The sequence below is a fragment of the Cryobacterium sp. 10S3 genome (genome assembly GCF_034344045.1).
Classification (GTDB): domain Bacteria; phylum Actinomycetota; class Actinomycetes; order Actinomycetales; family Microbacteriaceae; genus Cryobacterium; species Cryobacterium glucosi.
In genome coordinates this window covers 1445406-1462818 of record NZ_CP133773.1, presented here as the reverse complement: position 1 = coordinate 1462818, position 17413 = coordinate 1445406, and the positions used below count along the sequence as shown (strand labels likewise).

Annotated in this window: 17 protein-coding genes and 1 tRNA gene; 1 reads left to right on the top strand and 17 read right to left on the bottom strand. The window is 68.4% G+C overall.

Going from position 1 to position 17413, the window contains the following annotated elements; translation table 11 throughout:
• Positions 1-17: 17 nt before the first annotated feature.
• Positions 18-584, top strand: coding sequence for a peptide deformylase (gene def, locus RHM57_RS06790; RefSeq protein WP_134446026.1), 567 nt, complete (start codon positions 18-20; stop codon positions 582-584).
• A gap of 2 nt (positions 585-586) precedes the next feature.
• Here the strand turns inward: def and RHM57_RS06785 are convergent, their stop codons facing one another.
• The 17 genes from RHM57_RS06785 to recO form a co-directional block, all read right to left on the bottom strand.
• The gene (locus tag RHM57_RS06785; protein WP_134446027.1) at positions 587-892 is read right to left on the bottom strand and encodes an AzlD domain-containing protein; all 306 of its coding nucleotides are present in this window, start codon (positions 890-892) and stop codon (positions 587-589) included.
• On the bottom strand, positions 889-1731 hold the full coding sequence (locus RHM57_RS06780) for an AzlC family ABC transporter permease (protein WP_322189669.1): 843 nt from the start codon (positions 1729-1731) through the stop codon (positions 889-891). The genes RHM57_RS06785 and RHM57_RS06780 overlap by 4 nt, the downstream gene beginning before the upstream one ends.
• A gap of 4 nt (positions 1732-1735) precedes the next feature.
• Complete coding sequence (locus tag RHM57_RS06775; protein WP_134446029.1) at positions 1736-2611, bottom strand: sensor histidine kinase; 876 nt, start codon at positions 2609-2611, stop codon at positions 1736-1738.
• A 96-nt stretch (positions 2612-2707) separates the two neighbouring features.
• Positions 2708-2780 (bottom strand) — tRNA-Asn (locus RHM57_RS06770).
• A gap of 120 nt (positions 2781-2900) precedes the next feature.
• Positions 2901-3908, bottom strand: coding sequence for a D-isomer specific 2-hydroxyacid dehydrogenase family protein (locus RHM57_RS06765; RefSeq protein ID WP_134446030.1), 1008 nt, complete (start codon positions 3906-3908; stop codon positions 2901-2903).
• A complete protein-coding gene (locus RHM57_RS06760) occupies positions 3892-4731 on the bottom strand; it encodes an ATP-binding cassette domain-containing protein (protein WP_134558459.1) in 840 nt (279 codons plus the stop codon). The genes RHM57_RS06765 and RHM57_RS06760 overlap by 17 nt, the downstream gene beginning before the upstream one ends.
• 5 nt (positions 4732-4736) lie before the next feature.
• On the bottom strand, positions 4737-6485 hold the full coding sequence (locus RHM57_RS06755) for an ABC transporter ATP-binding protein (protein ID WP_134446032.1): 1749 nt from the start codon (positions 6483-6485) through the stop codon (positions 4737-4739).
• Entirely contained in the window at positions 6482-7597 is a 1116-nt protein-coding gene (locus tag RHM57_RS06750; protein ID WP_134558461.1) for an ABC transporter permease, read from the bottom strand. Before RHM57_RS06750 ends, RHM57_RS06755 begins: the two co-directional genes overlap by 4 nt.
• 2 nt (positions 7598-7599) lie before the next feature.
• On the bottom strand, positions 7600-8685 hold the full coding sequence (locus tag RHM57_RS06745; protein ID WP_134446034.1) for an ABC transporter permease: 1086 nt from the start codon (positions 8683-8685) through the stop codon (positions 7600-7602).
• Between the two features lie 86 nt (positions 8686-8771).
• Positions 8772-10400: an ABC transporter substrate-binding protein gene (locus tag RHM57_RS06740; RefSeq protein WP_134558462.1), complete on the bottom strand. Its 1629-nt coding sequence runs from the start codon at positions 10398-10400 to the stop codon at positions 8772-8774.
• A gap of 156 nt (positions 10401-10556) precedes the next feature.
• Complete coding sequence (gene dnaG, locus RHM57_RS06735; RefSeq protein ID WP_134446036.1) at positions 10557-12425, bottom strand: DNA primase; 1869 nt, start codon at positions 12423-12425, stop codon at positions 10557-10559.
• Between the two features lie 58 nt (positions 12426-12483).
• Positions 12484-13731, bottom strand: a complete 1248-nt coding sequence (locus RHM57_RS06730; RefSeq protein WP_241975263.1) for a deoxyguanosinetriphosphate triphosphohydrolase — start codon at positions 13729-13731, stop codon at positions 12484-12486.
• A complete protein-coding gene (dusB, locus tag RHM57_RS06725; protein ID WP_134558464.1) occupies positions 13724-14911 on the bottom strand; it encodes a tRNA dihydrouridine synthase DusB in 1188 nt (395 codons plus the stop codon). Before dusB ends, RHM57_RS06730 begins: the two co-directional genes overlap by 8 nt.
• Before the next feature lie 66 nt (positions 14912-14977).
• The gene (locus tag RHM57_RS06720; RefSeq protein ID WP_277612969.1) at positions 14978-15106 is read right to left on the bottom strand and encodes a hypothetical protein; all 129 of its coding nucleotides are present in this window, start codon (positions 15104-15106) and stop codon (positions 14978-14980) included.
• Entirely contained in the window at positions 15106-15789 is a 684-nt protein-coding gene (locus RHM57_RS06715; RefSeq protein WP_134446039.1) for a DsbA family oxidoreductase, read from the bottom strand. Before RHM57_RS06715 ends, RHM57_RS06720 begins: the two co-directional genes overlap by 1 nt.
• Before the next feature lie 53 nt (positions 15790-15842).
• Complete coding sequence (locus tag RHM57_RS06710; protein WP_322135903.1) at positions 15843-16646, bottom strand: isoprenyl transferase; 804 nt, start codon at positions 16644-16646, stop codon at positions 15843-15845.
• Positions 16643-17365 (bottom strand): DNA repair protein RecO, encoded by a 723-nt coding sequence (gene recO / locus RHM57_RS06705; protein WP_134446041.1) that lies wholly within the window; start codon positions 17363-17365, stop codon positions 16643-16645. The genes RHM57_RS06710 and recO overlap by 4 nt, the downstream gene beginning before the upstream one ends.
• Positions 17366-17413: the final 48 nt, after the last annotated feature.

Here is a 17413-nt window from a genome sequence, read left to right as displayed (position 1 = left end):
CCCGATATCCTTGCTGAATGGCCGTTCGCTCAATTGTTATTTTCGGGGACCCCGTCCTCCACACCCCCGCCAAGCCCGTCGAGACCTTCGACCAGGAGCTCCGCGATCTCGTCCAGGACATGTTCGAGACGATGGACGCCGCTCCTGGAGTCGGTCTCGCCGGCCCGCAGGTCGGCATCCCGCTGCGTCTGTTCACCTACGCCTACCTCGACGACGACAACCGACAGTGGCGCGGCGTCGCGATCAACCCCGAGCTCTGGATCACTCCGGTCCCCGCCGGAGAGGCCGACGAAGACGAGGACGTCGAGGGGTGCCTGTCGTACCCAGGCGAGCGATTCCCGCTGCTCCGCTCCCCCCGGGCGATCCTCCGCGCCGTGGACCTCGACCAGAAACCGTTCGAAATCCACGCGGACGGCTGGCTCGCCCGGATCTTCCAGCACGAATTCGATCACCTCGACGGCACGGTGTATGTGGATCGCCTCGAGCACTTCTACGCGAAGATCGCAACGAAGGTCACGCGCAAGCGCGGCTGGGGCGGTCCCGGCCTCGCCTGGCTGCCGGGCGTAGACAACCTCGACGAATAGGCTCAGAAGAGGGCTCGAAGGCCTGCCGCCACAAGCGCGGCCACGATCACGACGACGATGAAGGGCACCCGCAGGGCGAACAGGACGACCGCGACGAGGACCGCGGGCACCCGGGCGTCCAGGGCAACGCCCGTCCCCGCGCCGAGCGTCTGCACCGCAATGAGGGCCGCGAGCAGGGCAACGGTCACGAGTTCGCTGATTCTCGCCAGGGTCGGCTTCTTCAGCACGGAGGCCGGCACCAGATAGCCGGCGAGCTTCAGCACGACACAGGCGATGGATGCCGCGATCACGATCTGCCAGAGGGTCACCTGCCGCTCCCCCGCGTTGGAGTACCAGAGGGGGTGCCGGAGCGCGCGCCGGCCCAGTTGGACCAGCCGACGACGATGGCGACGAGCGCGGCCGCAAGCACGGGCAGCCCGGGCGCGAGAACGGGCGTCAGGGCTGTGGCCACGACGAAGGCGGCCACCGCGACGACGAGGGCCTGCCGCCGCTTCAGCCGCGGCCAGAGCAGGCCGACGAAAGCGGCAGCGGCCGCGGCGTCGAGGCCGTACGCGCGGGTGTCGCCGAGGGTGTTGCCGATCAGGGCGCCCACGAAGGTCGTCAGGTTCCAGCCGGCGAACACGATGAGGCCGGTCACCCAGAACCCGCGCCGGCTCGACCGCGGGGTCGGCTGGGCGAGCGCGACGGCCGTCGACTCGTCGATCGTGATCCACGCCGCCGCGAACCGGCGCAGCCAGCCGCGGCCGACGATGGGCGCGGTGCGAATGCCGTAGAGGCCGTTCCGGGTGCCGAGCAGCGCGGCACCGGCGATCGCCGATGGCCCCGCCGCGACCCCGCCGGCCGCGAGTACTCCGATCAGGGCGAACTGGGATCCCCCGGAGAACATCACCAGGCTGAGGAACGCCGTCTGCCAGAGCGTGAGGCCGGACGCGACGGAGAGCGCCCCGAAGGAGAACCCGTATGCGGCCGTCGCGACGCCGACGGCGATGCCCTCGCGCGTCGCGACCCGGTCGAGAGCCCGGGCGGCGATCTCCTGGGAGGCGGCGTCCTCGGCAGTGTCGTCCTTCGAGGTGTCGTCCACGGCAGCGTCGTCGTCGACAGCGTCGTCCTCGGCAGCGTCGTCTTCGGGAGGGAGCTGCGCGGGCATCCCGCTACCGGGAGAGGTTCACGCCGTGCACACCGTTGTGGTAGCGCAGGGACGGGAAGACTACGGACACGGAGAAGCCGACACCCGGGACGGTGCCCGCCGTGAAGGTGCCGCCGAAGAGCTCTGCGCGCTCACGCATCTGGGTGATGCCCGCACCGGACACGCTCTCGCTGAGCGCGTGCAGGTCGTCGTCGATCGTGTACCGGGTGCGCGCGGCGACCTCGTCGGGGTCGGAGCTCACCCTGCGGGCGGCCGCGCGGATGCCGTCGTCGTCGACGAGGAGCTGCAGGCCGTCCCTGGTCCAGGTGAAAGAGACGTTCGCCGCCGTGCCGCGGCCGCCGTGCGTGAGGGCGTTGGCGAGTGCGCCCTGCAGGATCCGGAAGATCGCGAGTTCGGCGCCCGGCTTGAGCGGGAAACGGTCGCCGGACTCGGCGAAGCTCACCTCGAGGCCGGCGTCGCGCATCACGCGGAACAGGTTCCGCGCGGACTGCAGGCCCGGCTGGGGCGTGTCGACGGTTTCGCCCTCGCGCACGATCGTGAGCACCCTGCGCATGTCCGCGAGGGCGACCCTGCCGTCCTCGACGAGGGCCGTCGCGACCCGGACCGCGCTCGCCGGGTCGTTCTCCGCCGTGTACCGCGCACCCTCTGCCTGCGTGATCAGCCGGGCGACGTTCAGCACCGCACCGTCCTGAAGCTCTCGGATGATGCCGAGGCGGCCGTTCTGTTCGGCGAGGGACAGTTCGAGGTCGATACGCATCCGTTCGGCCGCCGTGCGGTCGAAGATGATGCGGCGAAGGCGCAGAGCCGTGAGGAGCCACAACAGCAGCAGGACGACGGCGACTGCGGCGAGCACGCCGGCTGCGAGAGGCCAGAACTCCACGGTGTCGCCTTTCCAGAACTTCCGGACGAAAAGAGAAAACAGAATGAAATAGAAATAGAAAAGGCCACCCGGGGTGGAGCCCTGAGTGGCCTTTCGCTCCCCGACTTGGACTCGAACCAAGAACCGTCGCATTAACAGTGCGATGCTCTGCCAATTGAGCTATCGAGGAAAAGCTGGAACAGCGTTTCCGCTTGAACAGCGTTATTACTTTACCAAGAATCGGCCGTTCGCCAAATCGGGGCCGGGAAGCGGTCTCCTCCCAGCGCTTCGGCACCGGCCCGGCACGGGCTCAGTACCCGCGCTGCGGGTCGACGACGCCGACGAAACGGCCATCGCCGAGGAAGGCCAGCACGTTGAGCCGGATCCGTTCGGCGAGCAGCGGAGCGGTCATCTCGGGCGTGTCCGCCGAGTGCGGCGTGATCAGGCAGCGCGGCTCCGTCCAGAGCGGATGCCCGTCGGGTAACGGTTCCGGTTCCGTGACGTCGAGTGCTGCGCCGGCGATGCTCCCTGCGGCGAGGGCCGCGACGAGGGCATCGGTGTCGATGAGCGGACCGCGGCCCACGTTGACGAGGTTGGCGTTGCGGTTCATCAGCGCGAGCTCGGGGGCGCCGATCAGATGCCGGGTGTCCTTGGTGAGCGCTGCCGCGACGACGACGACGTCGGCGTCAGGGAGGACCTCGTGCAGGGCGCTCGTCTGCACCGTGCGCGCCGCGCCGGCCACGGGCTGTGCGGACCGGCGCACAACGGTCACCGTCGTCCCGAACGGTTCGAGCAGCCGGATGAGTTCGAGGGCGATGCCGCCTGCGCCGATGATCACGACATGGCGACCGTAGAGGGAGCGCCCCTCCGGCAGGGTGCTCCAGCTCAGGGCCCTGGCACGCTTGGGCAGCACGCGCAGGAGCGCGAGGGTGAGCGTGAAGGCGTGCTCGGCGACGGGCTGGGCGTATGCGCCCTTGGCGCTCGTCCAGAGCAGTCCGGGCCGGTCCTGCTCGGCCAGGAGGTCGCTGAACGCGTCGACTCCCGCCCAGGGCAGCTGGACCCAGCCGATGCCCGGGTTGTCGTCGAGAGCGGCGCGGAGCTCGTCCGCACGCCCGTAGGAGAGCCAGATCAATCCTCGGGTGGCATCCGAGAGCGGTCCGAGGACTCCCCCGGCCGCCTGCACCGCCCACGTGGCGGTGTCTGCGGGGTGCGGGAGGATCGCGATCGGCCCGCTCGGCGGCCGCTGCCCGAGCGGAACGGCCGTGACCGTGCCGGCCAGGACGGCCTCATGCTGGGCGTGCTCAGGTATCGCTGTCATGCTGTCCGTCCTGGGTGAGTGCCGAAGCAAGCTCGGCGACGTAGGGATGCCACGGGTCGGCGAAGACCTCGTCGATCGTGCCGAGGCCCACGAGCACGCCCTGGTGCAGCACGGCGATCCGGTCGGTCACGCGCCGGAGAACGGCGAGGTCTGAGCTGATCACGACGGCCGTGAACGCGCGTTCGCGCTGCAGTTCGCCGATCAGGTCGACGACGGCGTCACGGACGGTGACGTCGACGCCCGCGAGCGGTTCGTCCGCGATCAGGAGGGTGGGGCCGAGCACGAGCGAGCGGGCAAGCGCGACGCGTTGCCGCTGGCCGCTGCTGAGCTCGTACGGGTATTTCGTGAGCACGGTGAGCGGCAGGCGCACGGCATCCACCATGGTCGCCACGAGCGCCCTGAGGGCACCGGCCTGGTACCGGGCGTCGCGCTCGAGCACGGGCTCCGCAACGAGCTCGCTGACGGTGAGTGTTGCCGGAAGCGTCTGGCCGGCGTCCTGGGCGAGCATCCCGACCTCGAGGGTCAACCGGGCGAGCTTGCGGCGGCTGATGCCCCGCAACCGCAGGCCGAGCACGGTCGCCTCGCCGCCGGTGATCAGCGGTCGTACGTCCGTGCCGGCCGATCCCCCGCTCCCGGAGAGCACCCTGGCGAGGGTGCTCTTGCCTGAGCCGCTTTCGCCGAGCACACCGAGCACCTCACCGGGATTGACCCGGAGGGTGATCCCGCGCAGGGCGGCGAAGGAGTCGCTCGCACCGTGGGCCGGATACGAGACGGAGAGGTCGTCCATCGCGATGGGAAAGGTCCATGCCGCGCCGCGAGTCATGGTTCCTATCCTGCCGTACGCAGCTCCCGCAGCTTCTCACGGCGTCCGGCCTGTTCCACCGGGTCCGGAACGGGCAGCGAGGCGAGCAGGCGCTGCGTGTACGGATCTTTCGGGGCGCCGAGCACCTCTGCGCTCGTGCCCTCCTCGACGAGCTTGCCGTGGTAGAGCACCGCAATGCGGTCGGCGAGGATATCCACGACGGCGAGGTCATGGCTGATGAAGAGTGCCGCGAAACCGAATTCCCGCTGGAGCTCTGCGAAGAGCTCGAGGACGCGGGCCTGCACCGAGACGTCGAGCGCCGAGGTGGGCTCGTCGGCGATCAGCAGGCTGGGCTCGAGCGCGAGTGCCCTCGCGAGGCTCGCGCGCTGGCGCTGGCCGCCGCTCAGCTCGTGCGGGTACCGGTCGCCGTAACTGCGCGGGAGCTGGACGGCCTCGAGCAGTTCGTCGACCCTGGCCCGTGCCTCAGCAGGGTTCTTCGCCCTGCCGTGCACGATGAGCGGCTCCGCGACGCAGTCGGCGATGGTCAGCAGCGGGTTGAAGCTCGATGCCGGGTCCTGGAAGACGAAGCCGATGTCGCTGCGGAACTTCTTGAAGGCGCGTTCTTTGAACCCGTTCATCTGGTGGCCGTGCACGGTCAGGGAACCGTCCGTCACCCGGGTGAGGCCGGCGATGGCGCGGCCGATGGTGGTCTTGCCGCTTCCGCTCTCGCCGACGAGGCCGAGGACCTCGCCAGGGCGGATGCTGAAGCTCACGCCGTCGACGGCGGTGAAGCCGCCGCGGCCCATCCGCCCCGGATACTCGATGCGCAGGTCCTTCGCGACGACGACGGGCGTCTCGGCGGTCCAGCCGGGCGTCCGCGCCGCCGCGCGGTCTGCGGCGTGCACGACGCCCTGGCCGAGGTGCGGAACGGCGGCGAGCAGCTTCTTCGTGTAGTCGTTCTGCGGGGAGGCGAACAGGGTGCGCGCATCCGCTTCTTCGACGACCTTGCCCTGGTACATCACCGCGACCCGGTCCGCGAGGTCGGCGACGACGCCCATGTTGTGGGTGATGAGGACGATCGCTGTGCCGAAATCGTCGCGGCAACGGCGCAGCAGGTCGAGGATCTCGGCCTGCACGGTGACGTCGAGCGCCGTGGTCGGCTCGTCCGCGACGATGAGTCCGGGGTCGAGCACGAGGGCCATCGCGATGACGACGCGCTGCTTCTGGCCGCCGGAGAACTGGTGCGGGAAGTAGTTGACCCGGATCTCAGGGTCGGGGATGCCGACCCTGCCGAGGATCTCGACGGCCTTCTTCTTCGCCTCGGCGCGGCTGAACTGGCCGTGGGCGCGGATGCCCTCCATGATCTGCCAGCCGACGGTGTAGACGGGGTTGAGCGCGGTGGACGGTTCCTGGAACACCATCGAGACGTCGGTGCCGCGGAGCTGGCGGAGTTTCTGCTTGCCGACGGAGATCACGTTGTTCGTGCTCGAGCCGTCCTTGCTGCTGAGGAACACGGCTCCCGATGACGTCGCGGTCTCCGGAAGCAGGCCGAGGATCGTCTTGGCCGTCACGGTCTTGCCGCTTCCGCTTTCGCCGACGATCGCGAGCACCTCGCCGGGCGCGACCCGGAGGCTGACGCCGGCGACGGCGTGCACGGCGCCGGCGTCGGTCGCGAAGGTCACAGTGAGGTCAGTGATGCTGAGCACGTCGGAGCTTCGCGCGGTGCTGGACACGGCTCCGGCGGACTCGGGGGTGGTGGCGGATGCCGCGGTCATGACCGGTCCTCGAATCCTTCGTCGGTGAAGCTGTCTATGTCGGCGTCGATGCCGTCGGCGCCGCCCTCGAGGCCGTCGAGGCCGCCAGGGCCGCCCGTGAGCGTACCGCCGGGGACGACGGACGTCGCCGCGACGACGGAAACAACCTTGCCGACCGAGCGGCGACCGCGGAGGCGCGGGTCGGCGAGGTCGTTGAGGCTCTCGCCGACGAGGGTGATGCCGAGCACGACGAGCACGATCGCGAGACCGGGGAACAGCGAGGTCCACCAGATGCCGCTCGTGACGTCGGAGAGGGCCTTGTTCAGGTCGTAGCCCCACTCTGCTGCGGCGCTCGGCTCGATGCCGAAGCCGAGGAAGCCGAGCCCGGCGAGGGTGAGGATCGCCTCGGAGGAGTTGAGCGTGAAGATGAGCGGCAGGGTGCGAGTGGCGTTGCGCAGCACGTGCCGGAACATGATCCGGCCGTTGCTCGCGCCGAGGACCCTGGCGGACTCCACGTAGGCCTCCGCCTTGATCCGGACGGTCTCCGCGCGGATCACCCGGAAGTACTGCGGGATGAACACGACGGTGATGGAGATGGCCGCCGCGACCACTCCGCCGACGAGGTCGGACTTGCCGCCGGAGATCACGATCGACATCACGATCGCGAGCAGCAGGGACGGGAACGCGTAGACCGCGTCGCAGACGACGACGAGGATGCGGTCGAGCCAACCGCCGAAGTAGCCGGAGACGAGGCCGAGGAACACGCCGGCGAAGATGGAGAGCAGTACCGCGACGACGATCACGAACAGGGCGGTCTGGGCACCCCAGAGGACGCGGGACAGCACGTCGTAGCCGCCGACGGTGGTCCCGAGGATGTGAGCGCCACCCGGGGCCACCTGGGCGCCGAAGGGGCCGTTCGCGTCACGCAACTGGCTGTAGCCGTACGGCGAAATCACGGGGGCGAAGATGGCGGTGAGCACGAACAGGCCGGTGATGACGAGGCCGGTGACGAGCATTCCCCGCTGCAGGCCCATGCTCTGCTTCACCTGGTGCACGACGGGGAGCCGGTTCCAGAGTGCGGCGAGGCCGCCGCGGCGGACGGGGGCACTGGTGGTGTCTGGCGTGTGGCTCATGGTCAGTACCTCACCCTCGGGTCGATGATCGCGGCGATGATGTCCACGATGAAATTGGACAGCGCCACGATCACGGCGAGCAGGGCGACGATGCCCTGCACGGCGACGAAGTCACGTGCCTTGAGGAATTCGGAGAGCATGAAGCCGAGGCCCTTCCATTCGAAGGTCGTCTCGGTCAGCACGGCACCGCCGAGGAGCAGGGCGATCTGCAGGCCGATCACGGTGATGATCGGGATCAGGGCCGGCCGGTACGCGTGCTTGGAGACCAGCCGGAACTCGCTCACCCCCCGCGACCGGGCGGCATCCACGTAATCGGTGCCGAGGGTGCCGATGACGTTGGTGCGTACGAGACGGAGGAAGACACCGGCGGTGAGGAGGCCCAGGGCGATCGCCGGGAGCACGGCGTGCGCGAGCACATCCATGAGCACCGCGGGGTTGCCGGTCATGATCGCGTCGATCGTGTAGATCCCGGTCTTGCTGGGCAGGAACTGCATCTGCAGCTCCGAGCCGGTCGTCGCCCGTCCCGCGACGGGCAGGACCTTGAGCCAGACCGAGAAGATCAGCTTGAGAAGCAGGCCGGAGAAGAAGACCGGGGTGGCGTAGCAGAGGATCGCGAAGATCCGGAGGGAGGCGTCCTGGCCCTTGTCGCGGAAGTACGCGGCCACCATGCCGAGCGGGATGCCGACGATGAATGCGACAAGGAGCGCGTAGAACGCGAGCTCAGCCGTGGCGACGCCATAGGTGAGGAGGACGTCGACGACGGGCTTGTTCGTGCTGATCGTCGTGCCGAAGTTGCCGGTGAAGATCTGGCCGAGGTACTCGAAGTACTGGACCAGGATCGGCCGGTCGTAGCCGGCGGCGTGGATGCGTTCGGCGAGCTGGTCGGCGGTGAGGCGGCCACCGAGGGCGGCCGTGATCGGGTCGCCGGTCGCGCGCATCAGCCAGAAGACCATGGAGACGAGTATGAAGATCGTCGGGAAGATGAGCAGGAAGCGGACCGCGATGTAACGACCGATGCCCCCGCCGGGGGAGGTTCGTTTGCGCCGGATTCCCTGGGGGGCGGTCGGGCGCGCTGCCACTGTTGTCATCACTGCCTATCGATCGAGAATTGAAAGGGGGCACCCAGCGCTCTGGCTGAATGCCCCCCGGTTACAACTGGTGAAACAGGCCGGACTTAGCCCTTCTTCAGCGCCGCGTAGCGGAACTTGAAGGATGCGTCGAGCGTGTCGGTGGTTCCGGTGACCGTGGTCCCGGTGACGGCGACCTGGGCGCCCTGGAGGAGGGGCAGGGTCGACAGCTGGGCTGCGACCTTGTCCTGGATCTCCTCGATGAGCTTGGTACGGGCGTCCTTGTCGGTCGTGACGGCCTGCTGCTTGATCAGGTCGTTGACGACAGAGTCGCTGTAGTGGTTTCCGACGAAGTTACCATCGGCGAAGAACGGCGTCAGGTAGTTGTCCGCGTCCGAGTAGTCCGGGAACCAGCCGAGCTGGTAAGCGGGGTATGCGTCCTTCACGCGCTCCTTGGAGTACGTGACGTACTCGGTCGAAGCCAAGTTGACCGTGAAGAGGCCGGAGGCGTCGAGCTGGTCCTTGACGAGCGCGTATTCATCGCTCGAGCCGGGGCCGTAGTGGTCGGTGTTGTACTGCAGGTTGAGGGCGACAGGGCTCGTGATGCCGGCGGCTTCGAGCGTTGCCTTGGCCTTCGCCTTGTCGGGTCCTCCGTTGCCGTCGCCGTAGAGGCCCTTGAGGGACTCGGTGGCACCGGTCATGCCGGCCGGAACGTAGGAGTAGAGCGGCGTGTACGTGCCCTTGTAGACCTGCTTGGCGATTTCGGCACGGTCGACGAGGTCGGCGACGGCCTGGCGCACGGCGAGCGACTTGGCCGGGTCGGCCTCGGGCGTCTTGGCGCCGAACGGCTGGGTGTCGAAGTTGAAGACGATGTAGCGGATCTCTCCGCCGGGTCCGTCGACGACCTTGACCTTGTCGTTGCCGCGCAGGTCATCGATGTCCGTCGACGACAGGCTGCGGAAGGCGACGTCGATATTGCCTTCCTGCACATCGAGCTTGAGGTTCGACGCGTCGGCGTAGTACTTCACGTTGACGACATCCGACTTCGCCGCGCCGAGGTTGCCCTTGTAATCCTTGTTGGCCTTGTACCCGATGAGGTTGTTGAAGTCGTAGCTCGTGATGACGTACTGGCCTGCGAAGGCGTTCGCCTTCACGATGTCGGCATCGGGCGTGATCGCGGTCGCCGAGAAGGTCTCCTCGTCGACGATCACGCCGGCAGGGCTCGACAGGATCTGCGGGAAGACCTGGTCGTTCGCGGCCTTCAGGGTGAAGACGACGGTGGTGTCGTCCGGAGCCGCGACGCTCGCGAGGTTGTACAGCAGGGTCGACGGGCCGTTGGCGTCCGCGATCGACAGCTGGCGGTCGAAGCTGAACTTCACGTCTGAGGACGTGAGCTTGTGACCGTTCGCGAAGACGAGGTCGGGCTTGAGCGTGACCGTGTACTCGGTGGGGGTCGTGAACTCGGCCTTGGTCGCGATGTCCGGCGTCACATCGGCGGTGCCGTATGCGCTGTTCATCAGGAACGGGAAGACCTGGTTCATCACGGCGAACGAGCCGTTGTCGTACGAGCCGGCCGGGTCGAGCGTCGTGACCTTGTCGGTCGTGCCGATCAGGAGGGTGCCTCCGGCGCTTGCGGTGGTGCCGCCTGCCGAGCAGCCGGCGAGGACGAGCGCGGAAGCGGCGACGAGCGCCAGTCCCCCGATCAGCCTGGTGCGCCTGGTGGGTGAAAATGCCATGTGCGTGAGCCTCTTTCTCTCGAAATGCGGCAGAGGCGGCATGCGAGGGAGCCGCACCTCTGCATTGCTGTACCGAAAGGAATATCACGAAAAACGCAGTTTGCCCGAATTCTCGCCAGAATATTTACCCAGCTGCAACACGCGAGGTGTGCTCAGTTACTCATCCCTCAGGTTGCGCCGCTCGAGTTCGACCCGCATGAGTTCACGCTGCAGCGCCGTGTACGGCACACGGTCGGTGGGGTCAGCACGCTGCAGCCGGCCGAGCAGCTCGGCTTTCTGGCGGAGGAAGTCCCGGTCGATGAGCGCGACGGTCACGTCGCGCACGTAGCGTTCGACTTCGCGTTCGGTGCGTTCGGGAAGCGGCGCCATCGCCAGGTCGGTGACCAGGTTCTGCAGGGAAACCGGTACGTCCGCGACAACGCGCTCGATCCAGTCCGGCGCCGAGAGGGTATCCAGGTTCGCCGCGATCGCGTCACGCACGACAGCGAGGGACTGGTGGGAGAATCCCGTCTGCACCGCCCGCTGCAGCAGTTCGACACCGACGAGGGCAGGACGCTGGAGCATGGCCATCAGCCCGTCGCGTTCCAGTCGGGTGACCGGGTCCGTCGGCAGTTCGACCATCGAGAACGGGCGTTCGCGCGCGGGCTCGCCGGTCTCACCGCCTCGGGCGGCGGCGGATGTCCCCGGCGCGGTGCGTGAGCGGCTGAGCGCGGCCGAGACGGCCCGGCCGACCTCGCCGAGCTCCATGCCGAGCATCCGGGCGAGCTCGTGCGTATAGCCCGGCCGGAGGGCGGGGTCGCGAATATCGCTCACGAGCGGGGCCGCCGCCCGGAGTGCGGAGACCCGCCCTTCGACAGTCTCGAGGTTGTACTGGGCGAGCAACTGCCGGATCATGAACTCGAACATCGGCTTCTTGGACTCGATCAGCCGTTGCACGGCCCCATCGCCCTTGTGCAGCCGCAGGTCGCACGGGTCGAGGCCCTCCGGGGCGACGGCGACGAAGGTCTGCGCGGAGAAACGCTGCTCCTCGCTGAACGCGCGGACGGCGGCCTTCTGGCCTGCGGCATCCGGGTCGAAGGTGAAAACGACCTCGCCGACACCGCTGTCGTCGCCGAGGACCCGGCGGAGGACCTTGATGTGGTCGACTCCGAAGGAGGTTCCGCAGGTCGCGACGGCGGTCGTCACCCCGGCCAGGTGGCACGCCATCACGTCGGTGTACCCCTCGACGACGACGACCTGGTGGCTGCGGGAGATGTCCCGCTTCGCGAGGTCGAGCCCGTAGAGCACCTGCGCCTTGTGGTAGATCGGGGTCTCCGGGGTGTTCAGGTATTTCGGGCCCTTGTCGTCGTCGAGGAGCTTGCGCGCCCCGAAGCCGATCGTCTGGCCGGTGATGTCGCGGATGGGCCAGACCAGCCGGCCGCGGAAGCGGTCGTAGACGCCGCTCGATCCCTCCCGGCTCGACACCAGTCCGGCGAGGGTCAGCTCCTCATCGGAGTAGCCGCGACCACGGAGGTGTTTGGTCAGTTCGTCCCAGCTCTTCGGGGCGAAGCCGATCCCGAACCGGGTCGCCGCGTGGGCGTCGAAGCCGCGTTCGCCGAGGAATGTTCGGCCGACGGCGGCCCCTGCGCTGCCGAGCTGCTCGACGAAGAAGTCGGCGGCGGCCTGGTTGGCCGCGTAGAGCCGCGCGCGGTTGGTGTGGTCCGGCGCATCCGCCCCGCCGCCCTCGTAGTGCAGTTCGAGGCCGACCCGGCCAGCGAGTCGTTCCACGGCCTCGCTGAAGGTGACGTGGTCCATCTTCTGCAAAAAGGAGTAGACGTCGCCGCTCTCGCCGCAACCGAAGCAGTGGTAGAAACCGACCTGCGGGCGGACGTGGAAGCTCGGGCTGCGTTCGTCGTGGAAGGGGCACAACCCCTTCAGGGAGCCGACGCCGGCCGACTTGAGGCTGACGTAGTCGCCGACGATGTCGGCGATATTGGTTCGGGCCTTGACCTCTTCAATGTCGCTTTGTCGAATCAGGCCTGCCATAGCTGAATGTTATCCCGCCGCACGCCCGACTTCGGCACGGGCCGGGTTCTGCACAGGCTCAGTTCTGGATCAGGCGTTCGTACCACGCGAGCGCGGACTGGTCGGTGAGGCTCGCGACCTGGTCGACGACGACGCGCTTGCGGGCGGCATCGTCCGCGGCGGCGTGGAAGTCTTCCTTCGAGCCGGCGTCGAGGTGTTCGTCGCCGGTGGCGAGCAACCGGTCGGCGAGCAGCGTCAGGACCTGGCGCTGCTGCTGGTAGATCGGCTGCCGGGTGTTCTTCGACATCACGAAGGCAGCGACGACGCCCTTGAGCACGGCGATCTCGGCTGCGATATTCGGCGGCACCACGACGTGGGCGCCGAAGCGCGCGATGCGCTCGGCCGGGTAGGCCTGGCGGGTGGCATAGACGGCTGCTCCGGAGAAACGACCGATGAGCTGGCTCGTCAGGTTCTTGAGCCGACCCTGGTCACGCCGCCCTGCCGTCCAGCCGCGCAGCCAGGAGTCGAGGGCGCCGAGGCGGTCGTATGCCGCCGCGAGGTCGGCGTGGGAGACGGCGCCGCCGATCCAGGCGTGCATCGAGGAGACGAGCTCGGTGCTCGCGCGGCCGTTCAGGGCGGCGAGGTCGAGGTAGCCGTTGACGACGGCATCCTCGAAGTCGTGCACGGAGTAGGCGATGTCGTCGGAGAGGTCCATGACCTCGGCTTCGATGCACAGCATCCGGTCGGGGGCGTCGGTGCGCATCCACGCGAAAGCGGGCAGGTCGTCGGGGTAGTACCCGAATTTGGCGCGGCCGCTCGGGTCGGACACGGATTCGCCGGCGGGCCACGGGTACTTGCAGCTCGCGTCGAGGCTCGCGCGGGTGAGGTTGAGCCCGTAGCTGCGGCCGTCGGGGCCGAAGACCTTCGGTTCGAGCCGGGTGAGCAGGCGCAGCGTCTGGGCGTTGCCCTCGAACCCGCCGATGTCGAGGGACCAGGCGTTGAGCGCCTTCTCGCCGTTGTGGCCGAACGGAGGATGCCCGATGTCGTGCGCGAGGCAGGCAGTGTCGACGACGTCGGGGTCGAGGCCGAGGCGTTGGGCGAGCTCGCGTCCGATCTGCGCGACCTCGAGGGAGTGGGTGAGCCGGTTCCTGGCGAAATCGAGTCCGGCGGTCGGGCTCAGCACCTGGGTCTTTGCGGCGAGGCGGCGGAGGGCGCTCGAGTGCAGCAGCCGGGCGCGGTCGCGCGCGAAGTCGCTGCGGCGTGAGCTGTGTTCCTCCGGGAAGTAGCGTTCCTCGTCGAAGCTCGTGTACCCCGATCGGTTAGCCACCGCTGGTGTCCCCTTCGCCCTCGGTGAGCCGAGCGCGTTCGGAGCCGACGAGTTCCTGCGAGTCGAGCCAGTGCTCGGGCAGGCTGGTCTTCTTGGGGCTGCCTGCCCGGCCGCGGGGACCCTCCGCGCCGATGCCCGGGTACTCCTGGGTCGGGTCGAGGGTGCCGAGAAGGTCGTCGAGCTGGGCGAGGGAGACCACGGAGGCAAGGCTGGCCCGCAGTTCGCCGCCGACCGAGTAGCCCTTGAAGTACCAGGCCACGTGCTTGCGCACGTCGCGGCAGGCACGTTCCTCGCTGTCGAAGAATTCGGTGAGCAGTTCGGCATGCCGACGGAAGGTGTCTGCCACGACGCCGAGGTTCGGCTGGATGAGTGCGGCCCCGGCACCCTCTGCCGGACCGAAGGCCGCCGCGAGATCGCCGAACAGCCAGGGCCGGCCGAGGCAGCCTCGGCCGACGACGACGCCGTCGCAGCCGGTTTCCGCGACCATGCGAACCGCGTCCTGGGCCGACCAGATGTCGCCGTTGCCGAGCACGGGGACACTCGTGATGGCCTGCTTGAGGGTCGCGATCGCCGTCCAGTCCGCCTGCCCGGAATAGTAGTCGGACGCCGTGCGCGCGTGCAGTGCTATGGCGGAAACGCCGGCGCCTTCTGCTGCCCTCGCTGCCTCGAGGTAGGTGAGGTGGTCGGAGTCGATGCCCTTGCGCATCTTGATCGTGACCGGAACGGCGCCTGCCGCGTTCACCGCGGCCTCGACGATGCTCCGAAAGAGGCCGAGCTTCCAGGGCAGGGCGGCTCCGCCGCCCTTGCGCGTCACCTTGGGGACCGGGCAGCCGAAGTTGAGGTCGATGTGGTCTGCGCGGTCCTCGGAGACGAGCATCGTGACAGCTTCGCCGATGGTCTTCGGGTCGACCCCGTAGAGCTGGATGGAGCGGGTGGTCTCACTCTCGTGGTGGTCGATGAGGCGCATCGAGCCCGGGGTGCGCTCGACGAGCGCGCGCGAGGTGATCATTTCACTCACATAGAGCCCGGCGCCGAATTCCCGGCAGAGCCGGCGGAACGCGGTGTTGGTGATGCCGGCCATCGGTGCGAGGACGACGGGCACGTCGAGCGTGAGCGGGCCGATCCGCAGCGCGGGGACCGGCGACGGGTCCGTGCGCGAAGCGGTGAGTTCAGGAGTCATTGGTTCAATTCTCCCAGATGCGGGCGGCCCTGCTGACCCGTGGGAGCGACCCGCACCGATCGAGGCCTAGATTCCGCAGGAATCGCCCTCGCAGCTCCCGGCGCCGGACTGGCCGAGGAGCTGGATGAACGGGGTGACGCGCGGTGCCGGGGCCGCGGTGACGGGGACGGCGGGGACGACGCTGGCATCGGTCATCAACGGTCCTCCCCTGCTGCTGCGGTCGTTCCTGCGGCCTCGTTCTGGTCGGCCTGGGCCTGGCGGAGTGCGCCGGCGAAGGCCTCGGGGTCCTGGGCCCCGGAGATGCCGTACTTCCCGTCGATCACGAAGAACGGGACGCCCTGGATTCCGTAGGCATTTGCCTGGGCTACGTCCGCCTTCACGTCGGCGAGATAGTCGTGGGCGGTCAACGCGCGGACGACATCCGCTCGGTCGAGTCCGATTTCGGCGGCGAGGTCCGCGAGGTCTTCGATGCGACCGACGTGCCTTCCGTCGACGAAGTAGGCCTTGAGCAGGCGTTCCTTCATGTCGAGCTGGCGACCGTGGGCCTTGGCGTAGTGCAGCAGCTCGTGGGATATGACGGTGTTGGTCTGGTGCACCGAGTCGTAGTCGTAGTGCAGGCCGACGCTCTCAGCGATTCCAGTCACGCGGGCGAGCATCTCGGTGACCTGGGCGACGGGGATACCCTTGCGCTCGCTCAGGTAATCGATGGGACTGCCGGCGAAGTCGACCGGGGTATCGGGGGCCAGCTCGAAGCTGTGGTATTCGACCTCGACCGAGCCGTCGAAGAGGGCGGCCCCTGCCTCGAACTTGCGCTTTCCGATGTAGCACCAGGGGCACTGCACGTCGGACCAGATGTCGACCTTGATAGTTTCGCTCACACCCGGTCCAAGCCGCCGGTCCCCCGATCTATTCCCCCTGCCGCGTGAGTGGATCAAACGCTTGGGGTGTCGACCGCCCCGCCGTAGCGGCGGTTGCGGGCGGCGTAGAGCTCGATGGCATGCCACAGCTCCGCCCTGCCGAAGTCAGGCCAGAGGGTGTCGAGGAAGACCATCTCGGCGTATGCGCTCTGCCAGAGCAGGAAGTTGCTCGTGCGCTGCTCCCCCGAGCTCCGCACGAAAAGGTCGACGTCCGGGAGGTCTGCCGTGTAGAGCTGGCGCTGGATCGCCTTCTCGGTGATTCCGGAAGGCTTCAACCGGCCGGCGGCGACCTCCTCGGCCAGCGCGCGGACGGCATCCGTGATCTCGGTGCGCCCGCCGTAGTTGACGCACATCGTCAGGGTGAGTCCGGTGTTGCCCGCCGTGAGGCGCTCGGCGTACTGCAGTTCGTTGATGACGGATGCCCACAGGCGCGGCTTGCGGCCAGCCCAGCGCACGCGCACGCCCCAGTCGTTGAGCTGGTCGCGGCGCCGGTGCAGCACGTCCCTGTTGAAGCCCATCAGGAAGCGGACCTCGTCAGGGGAACGTTTCCAGTTCTCTGTCGAGAAGGCGTAGACACTCAGGTGCTTGACGCCGATCTGGATGGCGCCGGCGACGACGTCGAGGAGCGCGGCCTCGCCGGCCTTGTGGCCTTCGACCCGCGGGAGTCCGCGCGCGTTCGCCCAGCGGCCGTTGCCGTCCATGACGATCGCGACGTGCTCGGGAACGACCTTCGCCGGCAGCGCCGGCGGGTACTGGCCGGTCCATTCGAGCGGTCGGAAGGGCATGGCGTCCTTGTGCGTGAACGGCTTCGGGGTCATCGACTGACGTGCTCCAAGGATCGGAGGCCCCGGCCGAGGTGCCACTGCGTGTATGCGGCGACGACTCCGTTGGCCTGGTTCCTGGTCTGCTCTGGCATGGATTCGGCCTGGTCCCAGTCCCCGGCGAGCAGGGAGCCGAGGAGCAGGATGGTCGCCTTGTCCAGCCGGGGCGACCCGGGGGCCGCGCAGTCGTCGCAGACGATTCCGCCGACTTGCACGACGAGCGCGGAGTGATCGCCGAGTGCGCCGCAGCGCGCGCAGCCCTGGAAGCTCGGCGCCCAGCCGGCCATCGACAGGGCACGCAGCAGGTAGGAGTCGAGGGTGAGGCTCGCGCCGTGTTCCATCCGGGAGAGGGAGCGCAGGGCCCCGACCAGGAGCAGGTACTGCTGCAGGGACCCCTCGGCCTCCGTGAGCTTGTCTGCGGTCTCGACCATGGCGCTCGCCGCGGTGTAACTGGCGTAGTCGCCGGAGATCAGGGCGCCGTATGAGCCGATCGACTCGGCCTGGGTGACGATGTCGAGACTGCGGCCCTCGTAGAGCTGCACATCCGCCACCATGAACGGTTCGAGCCTGGCCCCGAATTTGGAGGCCGTGCGGCGGACGCCTTTGGCGACGGCACGGACCTTGCCGTGCTGGCGGGTGAGCATGGTGACGATCCGGTCGGCTTCACCCAGTTTGTGGGTGCGCAGCACGACGGCTTCATCACGGTAAACAGGCACGTCCTATTCTCCCACCCGAGCGGGCTTTGTGGGTCCGGTCCCGGCCGA

Excerpts from the sequence above, each read along its gene's own strand:
- def (WP_134446026.1), top strand. The coding sequence starts at position 18 with ATGGCCGTTCGCTCAATTGTTATTTTCGGGGACCCCGTCCTCCACACC.
- RHM57_RS06780 (WP_322189669.1), bottom strand. The coding sequence starts at position 1,731 with ATGCCCGCGCAGCTCCCTCCCGAAGACGACGCTGCCGAGGACGACGCT.
- RHM57_RS06765 (WP_134446030.1), bottom strand. The coding sequence starts at position 3,908 with ATGACAGCGATACCTGAGCACGCCCAGCATGAGGCCGTCCTGGCCGGC.
- RHM57_RS06760 (WP_134558459.1), bottom strand. The coding sequence starts at position 4,731 with ATGACTCGCGGCGCGGCATGGACCTTTCCCATCGCGATGGACGACCTC.
- RHM57_RS06755 (WP_134446032.1), bottom strand. The coding sequence starts at position 6,485 with ATGACCGCGGCATCCGCCACCACCCCCGAGTCCGCCGGAGCCGTGTCC.
- RHM57_RS06750 (WP_134558461.1), bottom strand. The coding sequence starts at position 7,597 with ATGAGCCACACGCCAGACACCACCAGTGCCCCCGTCCGCCGCGGCGGC.
- RHM57_RS06745 (WP_134446034.1), bottom strand. The coding sequence starts at position 8,685 with ATGACAACAGTGGCAGCGCGCCCGACCGCCCCCCAGGGAATCCGGCGC.
- RHM57_RS06740 (WP_134558462.1), bottom strand. The coding sequence starts at position 10,400 with ATGGCATTTTCACCCACCAGGCGCACCAGGCTGATCGGGGGACTGGCG.
- dnaG (WP_134446036.1), bottom strand. The coding sequence starts at position 12,425 with ATGGCAGGCCTGATTCGACAAAGCGACATTGAAGAGGTCAAGGCCCGA.
- dusB (WP_134558464.1), bottom strand. The coding sequence starts at position 14,911 with ATGACTCCTGAACTCACCGCTTCGCGCACGGACCCGTCGCCGGTCCCC.
- RHM57_RS06720 (WP_277612969.1), bottom strand. The coding sequence starts at position 15,106 with ATGACCGATGCCAGCGTCGTCCCCGCCGTCCCCGTCACCGCGGCCCCG.
- RHM57_RS06710 (WP_322135903.1), bottom strand. The coding sequence starts at position 16,646 with ATGACCCCGAAGCCGTTCACGCACAAGGACGCCATGCCCTTCCGACCG.